At 73.1% G+C, this 11,259-nt stretch carries 8 protein-coding genes and 1 pseudogene; 1 reads left to right on the top strand and 8 read right to left on the bottom strand.

Annotation, left to right across the window (positions count from 1 at the left end):
• Positions 1-92: 92 nt before the first annotated feature.
• Complete coding sequence (locus tag ABZ714_RS14000; protein WP_358825438.1) at positions 93-1,259, top strand: serine hydrolase domain-containing protein; 1,167 nt, start codon at positions 93-95, stop codon at positions 1,257-1,259.
• A 72-nt stretch (positions 1,260-1,331) separates the two neighbouring features.
• Here the strand turns inward: ABZ714_RS14000 and ABZ714_RS14005 are convergent, their stop codons facing one another.
• The 8 genes and pseudogenes from ABZ714_RS14005 to ABZ714_RS14040 form a co-directional block, all read right to left on the bottom strand.
• Positions 1,332-2,588, bottom strand: coding sequence for a cytochrome P450 (locus ABZ714_RS14005; RefSeq protein ID WP_358825439.1), 1,257 nt, complete (start codon positions 2,586-2,588; stop codon positions 1,332-1,334).
• Positions 2,589-2,686: 98 nt separating this feature from the next.
• The gene (locus ABZ714_RS14010) at positions 2,687-4,060 is read right to left on the bottom strand and encodes a cytochrome P450 (protein ID WP_358825440.1); all 1,374 of its coding nucleotides are present in this window, start codon (positions 4,058-4,060) and stop codon (positions 2,687-2,689) included.
• A complete protein-coding gene (locus tag ABZ714_RS14015) occupies positions 4,057-4,806 on the bottom strand; it encodes an ATP/GTP-binding protein (RefSeq protein WP_358825441.1) in 750 nt (249 codons plus the stop codon). The genes ABZ714_RS14010 and ABZ714_RS14015 overlap by 4 nt, the downstream gene beginning before the upstream one ends.
• Positions 4,781-5,023, bottom strand: a pseudogene (locus ABZ714_RS14020) (DUF742 domain-containing protein); the annotation flags it as partial. The pseudogene ABZ714_RS14020 and the gene ABZ714_RS14015, both read right to left, overlap by 26 nt.
• Positions 5,024-5,409: 386 nt before the next feature.
• Positions 5,410-5,844 carry a roadblock/LC7 domain-containing protein gene (locus ABZ714_RS14025; RefSeq protein ID WP_358825442.1) on the bottom strand — a complete coding sequence of 145 codons (435 nt, stop codon included), beginning with the start codon at positions 5,842-5,844 and terminating at the stop codon, positions 5,410-5,412.
• Positions 5,841-7,451, bottom strand: coding sequence for an ATP-binding protein (locus ABZ714_RS14030; RefSeq protein ID WP_358825443.1), 1,611 nt, complete (start codon positions 7,449-7,451; stop codon positions 5,841-5,843). The genes ABZ714_RS14025 and ABZ714_RS14030 overlap by 4 nt, the downstream gene beginning before the upstream one ends.
• Before the next feature lie 486 nt (positions 7,452-7,937).
• Positions 7,938-8,432: a hypothetical protein gene (locus ABZ714_RS14035; RefSeq protein ID WP_358825444.1), complete on the bottom strand. Its 495-nt coding sequence runs from the start codon at positions 8,430-8,432 to the stop codon at positions 7,938-7,940.
• Between the two features lie 586 nt (positions 8,433-9,018).
• On the bottom strand, positions 9,019-11,259 hold a 2,241-nt coding region (locus tag ABZ714_RS14040), incomplete at its 5' end, for a tetratricopeptide repeat protein (RefSeq protein WP_358825445.1).

The raw sequence follows: 11,259 nt of genomic DNA on the forward strand, positions 1-11,259 counted from the left end.
GTAATGAGGCGGCGACCCGGAGGGCGTAGCTGGCAAGCTGGGGGCGCCCGAGTGACCAGGGGCATTCCGAGAGGCGGAGAGGCGGAAAGACGATGAACAGCAGCACCGGCGCCGGGCTTCAGCGGCTGCTCGACGCGGCGGTACGGGGCGGGGAGGTGACCGGGGCCGTCGCACTCGTCGACCGGCCCGGTGGCACCGAGGTCGCCGCCGCCGGGAGCCGGACCCTCGCCGGTCCGGCGGACATCACCACCGACAGCGTCTTCCGGATCGCGTCCGTCACCAAGATCGTGACCGCCGCCGCCGTCATGCTGCTCGTGGACGACGGGCGGCTCACCCTCGACGCGCCCGTCGCGCCCTGGCTGCCCGAGCTGGCCGAACTCAAGGCCGTACGGACCCCGGACGCGCCCGTTGACGATCTCGTACCGGCGAACCGCCCCATCACCGTCCGGGATCTGCTCACCTCGACCGCCGGGTACGGCTACCCCGACGACTTCTCGCTCCCGGCCGCCCGCGCGCTCGCCGGTGGGCTGCGGCAGACCCCGCCGGAGCCGGAGGGCGTCCCGGCCCCGGACGAGTGGCTGGCCGACCTGGCCCGGATCCCGCTGCTGGCCCAGCCCGGCGAGCGATTCCTCTACAACACCACCTCGGACATTCAGGGTGTCCTGGTCGAGCGGGTCGCGGGCGTCCCGTTCGCGGAGTTCCTGGCCGAGCGGCTGTTCGCCCCGCTGGGTATGGCCGATACCGGGTTCAGCGTTCCGCCGGACCGGGTCGACCGCCTCACCGGCCTCTACCGCCGCAAGAGCGACGGAGAACTGCTGCTCTGGGACGCCCCGGACGGCATGTGGAGCCGCGAACCGGAGTTCGCGTCCGGCGCGGGCGGCCTGGTCTCGACGGCCGGTGATCTGCTGGCCTTCCTGCGGATGCTGCGCGCCGACGGCACGGCCCCCGACGGCCGCCGGATCCTCGCCGCCGACTCCGTCCACCGGATGCGTACGGATCAACTGACCCCGGCCCAGCGGGCCTCCGGAGCGGCCTTCCTGGACGGCCAGGGCTGGGGCTTCGGCGGCTCGGTCGACACCGTCCCGGCCGAGCCGTGGCACGTACCCGGCCGTTACGGCTGGATCGGCGGTACGGGCACGGCGGCGCATCTGGTCCCGTCGAACGGCACGATCGCGGTCCTCCTTACTACGGTCGCCCTCCTGGGCCCGGAAGCGCCCCCGGTGCTGCGCGACTTCTGGCGGTACGCGGCCGCACTCTGACCCGCCCGGCGCGCGCGGAGCCCGGAACCGGTGATCCGCCCCGGACTCCGCGCCGCCTTCCGCCCCGTACGCCTACCGCAGGACGACCGGGATCTCCTGCCAGCCGTACGCGATGAACGACGGCACCTGGCTCAGCTCCGCCGGGTCCACCGCGAGCCGCATGTCCGGGAAGCGTTCGAAGAGGCGGGGGAGGGCCGTCAGGGCCTCCACCTTCGCCAGGGGCGCGCCGATGCAGCGGTGGACGCCGATGCCGAACGAGAGATGGTCGTCGGCGCCGCGCCCGGGGTCGAACTCGGCCGCGTCGTCGCCGTAGTGCCCCGGGTCGTACGACGCCGCCGCGTACGTCGTCAGGATCGCGTCGCCCGCCGGGACGGTGACCCCCGCGATATCGATGTCGGAGACCGCGAACCGCAGCGGCAGACTGGCGATCGACGGATAGACCCGCAGCACCTCGTCGACCACCGCCTCCCAACCGATCTCGCCCGCCCGGACCGCCGCCAGCTGCTCGGGGTGGCGCAGCAGGCCCACCACCGTGTTCCCGATCAGATTGACGGTGGTCTCGAAGCCCGCGCCGATCACCAGCAGCAGGGTGTAGACCAACTCCTCGTCGCTGAGCCGGTCGCCGTCCTCGTCGTGGACCCGGATCAGCTCGGTGGTCATATCGTCGCCGGGGTGCTCGGCCTTGTAGGCGATCAGGGCCGGCAGGACCGTACCGATCTGCCGCTGGACCGAGGCCGCGTGCTCGGGACTGGTGTCCGAGGTGTCGATGATCGCCGTGACCAGCCGCCGTACGTCCGGCACCAGATGGTCCGGGACGCCGAACAGCTCACAGATGATCCGCATCGGGACCGGGTTGGCGTATGTGCCCCGCAGATCCACCGGGCCGCCGTTCGCGGCCTCCTCCAGGGCGTCCAGCAGCTCCTCCGTGACGGCCTCCACCCGGGGCCGCATGGCCTCGGTCCTGCGGGCGGTGAAGCTGGGGGCGACCAGCTTCCGCAGCCGGGTGTGGTCCGTCCCGTACGTCGACAGCATGTTGATCACGCCGACCCAGCCGAGGATCCAGGCCCACGACGGGTTGCCCGGGACCTCGGCGAACCGGGACCAGTGCTTACGGGGGTCCTTGCTGACCCGGGGATCGAGGATGAGCGTTCTGAGGACGTCGTACGTCGTCGGCGCCCAGGCCGGGATGCCGCCCGGCAGTTCGACGGGGACGAGCGGTCCGAGGGCGCGCAGCCGGGCGCTCTCGGCCCGGATGTCGGCGCCGAAGGGGTCGATGGCGACGGGGAGCGGTTCGGCCGGGCTCGCGGGCCCGGTCTCGGTCGCGGTCATCCGCTGACTCCTGACTGGTGGGGTGATCGTCGGTGGGTGGCTCCGGCCCGGCCCGGCCGGGAAACCGGCTCCGGGGCGGCCAGATCAAAGCGGCCGGTTCAGGGGTGTTCGGCCCTGGAGTGGTCGGACCCGGGGTGTTCGGCCCCGGGGTGTTCGGACCCCGGTACCCGGGCGCGGGTGATCCGCAGGGTGCGTTCCTGCTCGATATCGGGGAGGAGGGGGGTGAAGCGGACCGGCAGGGCCGTGAGGGAGCGGTGGAAGGGGCCGGGCCGCCAGGTCAGACGGTCCCGGGGGAGTCGGGGTGAGAGGTCCGGGAGCCACTGGGTCAGCCGCTCGATCGCCTCGGTGGCGATCAGTAGCGTGTGCTGTTTCACGGGGCAGGCGTGCTCGCCCGCCGACCAGGACAGATGGGACGCGTCATGGGGGTGGTGGCCGCCCCCGTCCCGCTCCGCGAAGTGCGCCAGCGCGCCGTAGGACACGACGACGGGTACCGCCGCCCGTACCCATACCCCGTGGAAGCTCAGCGATTCCCGGGCGTAGTGGACCCCGTAGTTGTCGAGCGGGGTCTCGTACCGCAGCACCTCCATGACCGCGTCCATCACGGGCCGGGAACCGCTGGTCAGGGTGTGGTAGTAGGCGGGGTTGCCGAGGATTCGGGAGAGCGCGTTGGAGACCAGGTTGGACGTCGGCTCGTGGCCCGCGCCCAGCGACAGGAAGACCTGCCAGGTCACCTCGTCGGGGCTGAGCCCCAGCGGATGGTCCAGCAGCCAGCTGGTCAGGTCGTCGCCGCGTTCGGCGGTCTTGCGGGCGATCAGGTCGAGGACGTAACGGCCGTACTCGGCCTCGCCCTCCAGGGACCGTTCGCCGCCCTCCATCAGCTTGCCGAGCGACTCGTGGAGCAGATCGCTCGCGCTCTCCGGCATACCGAAGAGGTCGTTGAAGATCAGCGACATCAGTGGGCGGGCGAACTCCGTCACCAGGTCGGCCCGGCCCGCCGGACCGACTCTTGACACGAGTACGTCGACGGCGTGATGGACCCGTTCGCGCAGATCGTGCGGCTCGACCATGCCGAACGCGTCCAGCAGGGTCTGCCGGTAGCGGATATGCGTGGCCCCGTCGGCGAAGAGGGTGTTCGGCCGCCAGCGCAGCATGCCGAGGATCGGCGAGTCCTCGGAGACCGTGGCCTCCCAGGGGCGCGGATCACGGGACCAGGTCTCGTTGTCGTGCAGCAGATCGAGCGCCGCCCGGCGGTCGGTGACGACGTACGCGAGGATGCCGGGGCCGAGTTCGGCCCAGCCGACCGGGCCCTGGGCGCGCAGCGCCTCGTAATAGGAGTGGGGGTCGACGGCGAAGCCGTCCTCCCAGAGCCGGACGGGTGCCTGGCGGGCGAAGGCGTCCGAGGGCGCGGGGTAGGAAGACCCGGCGGGTGAGGGCGACGGGGGCGGTGAGGGAGGGGTCGAGGGGGAGTTCACCGGGGCTGGATCTCCGTCCACGGAGGGCTGGCGATAAGGGTGTTCGGGTCCTGCTGCGACGTTTCGAGCTGCTCCGATATCGGTCCGCCCGGGCCGTTGGGCGGTTCGGGCGGCGGGGCCGGGGGACCGGCGGGCTCGGGCAGCGGCGGCGCCAGTGTCAGCAGATGCTCGACCAGGGCCAGCAGCGCGTCGATCGAGGAGTTGCGGTCCCGGGCGTCGCAGAGCACCATCGGCGTCGCCGGTTCCAGATCGAGCGATCTGCGCAACTGCTCCTCCGTGTAACCACGGGCGTCGGGGAAGGTGTTGAGCGCCACGGCGTACGGCAGTCCGCTCTCCTCCACCATGCCGAGCACCTCGAACGAGGCGTCGATCCGGCGGGTGTCGACCAGGACGAGCGCGCCCAGCGCCCCGTAGGCGATATCCGCCCACAGGGCCCGGAACCGCTCCTGGCCGGGGGTGCCGAAGAGATAGAGCACGATGCCGCCGTTGAGCGAGATCCGCCCGAAGTCGATGGCGACCGTCGTGGTCGTCTTGTCGCGGACGCCCGCGAGGTCGTCCACGGCGACCGACGCCTCCGTGAGCCGTTCCTCGGTGTGCAGGGGGCGGATCTCGGAGACCGAGTCGATCAGGGTCGTCTTGCCGACTCCGAACGGGCCGACCACCAGGATCTTCACCAGCTCACGGGTGCTGTCCGGCAGATGCAGGCCGCTGGAGCCGTGGCTAGAGCTTGAGGGCGCGGAGGCCATCGGCGACTCTCTCCAACAGGTCGGGTGCGGGGGGAACGGCGTCGGGGATGGGCGGTCTGGCCCGGACAAGGCCCCGGTCGATCAGATGGGCGGCGAGCACCCGGACGGCGGATACGGGCAGTTCGAGCAGGGCCGCGGTCTCCACGACGGTGAGGGATCCGCCGTCGAGGACGTCCAGCAGGGCGAGCTGGGCGGCGGGCAGACCGGGCGGCGGATCGAGCGGCTGACCGAGTGGCGGTACGGCGCCGGGCGCGCCGCCCGGACCGGTCCGGAACGGGTCACCGTGGGCCGCCGCCGGGTCCGGAGCCGTACGAGCCGTAGGAATGGGGTCGCCGACCGCGGTGGGGGACACGGCCGTACGGGCCCCCGGGCCCGGCTGGGCCGGGATGCGGCCGACCGCGCCCGGCGGAACGGACCCGTCCGGTCCCGGGGGCGGCGGTAAGGGGACACCGTCCGCGGAGACACCGGAGACACCCGGCGCCCGGCCGGGTACGGCCAGCCCGGTCAGGATCGAGAGCCGTTCCAGATTGCCCGTACTGGGCCTGGTCTGCCCACCCGTCGAGAGATACGCCGGGACCAGGGGCCGGCCGCCCCTGCGGGCGGTCATGCCGGAGCGACGTCGCCATCGGTACCGCGGGGCGCGGCGGACATGGCCTTCTCGCCGAGCCGCGCCACCTGGGAGTGCACTCTGTGGGCGAGCAGGTCGAGCCGTACCTCCGGGTCGCCGTAGGCGGCGACACAGGTGCCGTGCCGGGTGGGCGCGACCAGGATGTAGCCGTGGTCGGACTCGATGACGACCTGGCGCACCTCGGCGTTGTCCTGGTCGGCGAAGGTCGCGGCGGCGCTCCGGCAGGCGCCCTGCACGGTGCTGATGATGGCGGCGGTGCGCTCCGCCGACGGCCGGGACAGCCGGTCGGAGTAGCCGGAGACCAGGCCGTCCAGGGTCAGCAGGACGGCGGCCCGTACATGCGGGATCTCCAGGATCGGGTCGAGCACCCAAGCGGTGTCGCCGGTCTCGCGGGAGGTACGGGAGGTCATCGGGGGTCTTTCCCTTCGGTGTGGTCGGCGCCGTAGTCGTGGGCGCCGTGGTCGTGGGCGCCGGGTTCGGGCGCGGCGTTGCGTGCGGCGGCGGTACCGGCCTGGAGCGCCCCGAGGGCGGCGGCGGCCTCCTCCGGGGTACGCACGGGGGGCCGGGGGCGGGCGGGGGCCGCCCCGGTCGGGGCGGGGCCGTCCGGCCGGACCCGGCGGCGCCGCCGGGGCAGCGCGTCGCCGTCGGCCGGGGCGGCGGTGGCCGGGGTGCCGTACGGCGGTCCGGCGGGTTCCGGCGCGGGCGGTACGGCTCCGGAGACCGCTCCGGGTCCGGGTACGGGGCCCGGTACGGTCTCGCGCGCGGCGGCCCGCCCCGGGGGCGGTGGATCTGTATGCGGATGCGGATGCGGGTGCGACGCGCGCGGCGGGTGCGCGGACGGATCCCGCCGTACGGGCAGTTGGTGCGGATGGGGCAGGAGATGGCGGCCCGAGTCCTCCTGCGCGGCCGCCTCGGCGGCACCGCCCCGGGTGGAGCGGGGCGCGCTGGCCGCCGGGGGCCGCTCGGCCGGGTCGATCCGGCTCAGCAGATGCCCCTTGATCAGCAGCACGGCCCGGACACCGCCGTACGGCGACGGCGACGACAGGTCGACCGAGAGGTCGAACTGCCGGGTGAGCTGGCCGATCGCGGCGAGACCCATCCTGGGCGGGTCGCCCAGCTCGGAGAGCAGGATCGGTTCTCTGCCCGCGACCATCCGCTGCGCCCAGGCGCGTTCGGCGGCGGCCATGCCGACGCCCGCGTCGTCCACGGTGACGGTGACGCCGTGGTGGGCCCGCTCCAGATTGACCACGACCCGGGTATCGGACGAGGAGTGGCGCAGGGCGTTGTCGAGGAGTTCGGCGACGATGATGGCGACGGGCTCGACGGCGTGCGAGACGAGCGCCGTACCGTCCTCCAGATGGTTGCCGACCCGCACCCGGTGGTAGCCCACGAGCCGGGACTGGCCGCCGGTGACCGCGTCGACCAGATGGGACTCCTCGCGGGCCAGCCCGACCCAGGCGCCGCAGACCACGGCGGCGACCTGGGCGCGGCGCAGGGACTGCTCGTTCTCGTGGTCGAGGGCGTAGAGGGTCTGGGCCAGTTCGGGGTCGTCGTACCGCTGCTGGAGTCCGCGCAGCACGTCCTGGAGCCGGTAGAGGCCCGCCTGGATCTCCCGGGTGGCGCCGCGCATTCCGGCCCTGGCGGCTGCGTCGACCCGCTTGCGCTCCTGGGCGAGTGCCGTGGTCAGCCCGGTCAGTACGCCGTCGAGCGCGTCGCCCAGTTCACCACCGGCCACCTCGGGGCGCAGGGCGCCGGGGACCCGCAGATGGGGGTGGGCGGTGGCGGTGGCGGCGGCCGGGAGACGCTTCTCCGCGAGATGCGCGACCTCGGCGGCGCAGGCCCCGGCGGTACGGTCGGCCTCCTCGCGGGCGACCCCGAGATGGGTCCGCAGGGTCTCGATCTCCGCCGTCTGCCGGTTCCGCAGCCGCTTCGACCGCAGCAGCCCGCCTCCCAGGGCGAGAGCCGACAGGGTCCCGGCGGCCAGACCGGCGGCGGCCAGCTCCGGTATCTCGATCATCGAAACCTCGGGGGGAGGGCGGTGGTTCTGGTGCCGTCGTCGGACGACCGCTCAAGTACACACCGTCATTGATCGATTGCGGGAGGGGGGCCGGGAAGAAATTGTGAACTTGTTTTAATGATCGGCCACTTATGTCCAATAATCTTGCTCTTTGGTGCGTCAGTGGTCTCAATGGGTCGTAAGTGGTCTCAAGTGACCTCTGGGGCTGTGGTGGTGAGTGTTTTTCCTGGTGAACAGGGTGGCGCGACGGCTCGGCGACGACTCCGGTGACGGCTCCGGTGGGCGCCGCGAACGGGACCGCGGCGGGGCCGGGCGGGCGAAACCGGCCGGCCGAACCGGGCGGAAAGGCCCCGGGCATGGGAGAACCCGGTCCCGGGCCTGTGCGGTGGCCCGGGACCGGGCGGATGGAAGTGGTACGGCCGCGACGCTCCCCCTTGACCGTCGCGGCCGTACCCGTGCGGCCGGTCTCCCCGGCCCCCGAGGGGCTCAGTCCCGGGGGCGCGGCGGGGCCGGCGTATGGCGCTCCATCGTGACGATCTCCTCGTCCGCGGAGGGCTCGGACGAAGAAGTGGGCGGCGTGGCAGCGCCGTCCGTCGTCGGAGCACCGCCGTCGCCCGCGGTGGTGCCCACGGGTGCCCCCGTGGTGGTGTCCACAGGTGTCACGGGCGGCGTCGTGGGCGGCTGGGCGGGCGCGGTCGGTGCCGACGGCGAGGGCGTGTGGCGCTCGCGCGGCGGGGCCGGGGTGTGCCGCTCGCGCGGCACGATGCCCTCGGCGGGCGGGACCGGCGCCTGCTGCTCGCTACGGCCTTCGGCCGTCGGATCCGCGGTCACCGGCGGTACGGTCGGCCGGTGACCGCCCGGGGCGGTGCCGGACTCGGCCGGGGCCGGGGGCGCGGGGGTGTGGCGCTCCCGGGGCAGAATGCCTTCGACGGTGGCCTGCGCGGCCCCGCGGATGAATTCGTTCGAACTGTTCTGAGTCATCTTTCCTGTCCCCCTTGGATTGGTGCGGGCGGAACGTAGGTGGCCTTCCGGCCGGGGACTCCCCCGAGGGTCCCCGGACGGAAGGCCGGGGGACCTGTTCCCCTCACCCCCCGGAGAGGAGAAAAGGTCCCGGTGTGATCCGTCTGCCCCCCGTTGCGACGGATCGACTGCAAGAGAGCATGCCGAAACGGCATAAACATTCGATGAACGTCCTGCTAGAAAGCGGTCACAACGCCGCCGACCTGGAGGAACGCCGACTCTGTGGCGTTCGGTGCCGAGGGGGGAATCGAAAGTGCGCCCTTCGTGCCCCTCGGTACGCGCCGTCACGCCCCCTGCGCCGGGGGTGGCGGTGACTCGGTTGCTCGGTGATTCGGCGGTTCAGTAGTTCAGTGGTTCCGCGTCTGTAGTCATATACGCACAGACGGTCGACGAGGGTTCATCGCCACGAGGTGATGTGGCGACCGTCACAGCAACCCTCTGGGTACGGCGACTATGCCCGAATGGTCCGGACCTATGCATTCCGGGGCCGGAACCGGGACTTCCGGGCCCGGACCCCCTGGTTCCGGGGCCCGGACCCGTTGCTTCCTCAGAGGGTGCTCAGCGGCGCCAGCAGCCCGCGTACCTCTTCCGCTTCCGGCGCCCCGGCGGCCTCCAGCAGGGACTTGGCCTCCAGCCAGCAGGCCCGGGCCCGGCCCGCCTGGCCGAGGGCCGAGAGCGCCCGGCCGAGGGTGATCAGGACGATGCCGCGGATCCGGTCGCCGCCGATGCAGCCGATGGCGAGGGCCTGTTCGCAGTGCTGGGCGGCCCGGGCGGCACGCCGGGCGGAGAGATGGACCTGGGCGATCCGGAAGTGGGCGGTGCCCTCCCAGAGCCGCTGCCGGTTGGCCTCGAACAACTCCAAGGCCTCGGAGAGCTGTTCCAGGGCGTCCGCGTGCCGCCCGGCCTGGGTGAGGGCGACCCCCAGGGCGTAACGGGCGTTGGCGAGGCGGAGGGTGTGCCCGATCCGCTCGTAGATCCCGACGCCCTGCTGGGCGAGGTCTATGGCCTCGGGCACCCGGTCGAGGGCGAGCTGGGTCCTGGAGAGGTTGCAGAGCGCGCTGGCCTCGGTGGAATCGCTGTCGTCCCGGCGGGCGCCCTCGGCGGCCCGGCGCAGGAACTCCTCCGCCGCTTCGTACCGGCCCTGGTTGAAGGCGATGATGCCGCGGTCGTTGTCCGCCCAGTAGACGGGGGCGGGGTCGTCGACGGAGACGGCGAGTTCGGCGGCGATCCGGGCCTCGTCGTCGGCGTCCTCGTACCGTCCGGCGACCAGATGGACATTGGTCATCGAGGTCCGGGCCCTGGCCTCGGCCCTGGCGTCGCCGCAGGACCGCGCCGCGTCCCGGACGGCCAGCGCCGCGATCTCGTACAGCTTGGAGTTGGCGCCGGACTCGGCCAGTCCCTGGGCGGCCCAGAGCAGATCGGCGGCGAGCCGGAGCCGTCTGCCGCCGGTGGCCTGCCGGGCCCCGGCCAGCAGGCAGTTCGCCTCCGCGTAGAGCCAGTCCTGGGCGCGGCGGCGGTCCTGGAAGACGACGCCCTCCAGGGTCGTCGGGCCCAGGTGGTGGACCAGCCGGTCGCCGGGGCGCTCGATCCCGTACACCCGGGAGGCGGTGGCGAGATAGAAGTCGAGCAGCCGGGCGAGGGCGGCCTCGCCCTCCTCGGGCCGCTGGTCCCGTTCGGCGCAGGCCCGGGCGTAGAGCCTGACCAGGTCGTGGAAGCGGTACCGGCCGGGGGCCGCGGACTCCACCAGCGATGTGTCGACCAGGGCTTCGAGGAGGTCCTCGGTCTCCTGCTCGGGGTGGCCGAGTACGGCCGCGGCGGCGGCGAGGGAGATATCGGGGCCGTCGGCGAGGCCGAGCATCCGGAAGGCGTGGGCCTGGGCGGGCTCCAGCTGGCCGTAGCCCAGTTCGAAGGTGGCCTTCACAGCCAGGTCGCCCGCCTGGAGTTCGTCCAGGCGGCGGCGCTCGTCGGCCAGCTTCTCCGCCAGCACCGAGACCGTCCAGGTGCGCCTCGCGGCCAGCCGGGAGGCGGCGATCCGGATCGCCAGCGGCAGGAAACCGCAGGCCGCGACCACATCGAGGGCGGACTGCCGCTCCGCCGAGACCCGTTCCAGACCGACGATCCGGGTGAAGAGCTGAAGCGCCTCCTCCGGCGACATGACGTCGAGGTCCACGAGATGGGCCCCGGCGAGATCGACCATCCGCACCCGGCTGGTGACCAGGGCGGCGCAGCCCGCCGTACCCGGCAGCAGGGGGCGGATCTGGGCCGCGTCCCTGGCGTTGTCCAGCAGCACCAGGACCCGGCGGCCCGCGAGGGTCGACCGGTAGAGCGCCGACCGCTCGTCCAGCGTCTCGGGTACGGACGCCTCGGGGTGGCCGAGGGCGCGCAGAAACGCGCCCAGCACGGCTTCCGGTTCGGTGGCCCGGTTGCTGGTGCCCTGGAGGTCGACATAGAGCTGACCGTCGGGGAACCGCGGCCGGGCCTCGTGCGCGACATGGACGGCGAGGGTCGTCTTGCCGACGCCGCCGATCCCGGCGAGCGCCGAGACCGCCATCACGGACCCCTCGGCGGTCGCCAGCTGCTCGCCCAGCTCGCGGACGAAGGACGCCCGGCCGGTGAAGTCGGGGACCGTCGCCGGGAGCTGCGCGGGCTGCGCCACCGGCGGCGGCGCCGTATGCAGCTCGGTGGGCGCCGCCAGGGTGTCGTCGGCGCGGAGGATGCGTTCCTGGAGGCGGGAGAGTTCGGGGTTGGGGTCGACGCCGAGTTCGTCGGCGAGGAGGCGGCGGGTGTC

The organism is Streptomyces sp. NPDC006798 (assembly GCF_040635975.1).
In the GTDB taxonomy this organism is placed as follows: Bacteria; Actinomycetota; Actinomycetes; order Streptomycetales; family Streptomycetaceae; genus Streptomyces.

Excerpts from the sequence above, each read along its gene's own strand:
- ABZ714_RS14035 (WP_358825444.1), bottom strand. The coding sequence starts at position 8,432 with ATGACTCAGAACAGTTCGAACGAATTCATCCGCGGGGCCGCGCAGGCC.
- ABZ714_RS14005 (WP_358825439.1), bottom strand. The coding sequence starts at position 2,588 with ATGACCGCGACCGAGACCGGGCCCGCGAGCCCGGCCGAACCGCTCCCC.
- ABZ714_RS14015 (WP_358825441.1), bottom strand. The coding sequence starts at position 4,806 with ATGGCCTCCGCGCCCTCAAGCTCTAGCCACGGCTCCAGCGGCCTGCAT.
- ABZ714_RS14030 (WP_358825443.1), bottom strand. The coding sequence starts at position 7,451 with ATGATCGAGATACCGGAGCTGGCCGCCGCCGGTCTGGCCGCCGGGACC.
- ABZ714_RS14025 (WP_358825442.1), bottom strand. The coding sequence starts at position 5,844 with ATGACCTCCCGTACCTCCCGCGAGACCGGCGACACCGCTTGGGTGCTC.
- ABZ714_RS14000 (WP_358825438.1), top strand. The coding sequence starts at position 93 with ATGAACAGCAGCACCGGCGCCGGGCTTCAGCGGCTGCTCGACGCGGCG.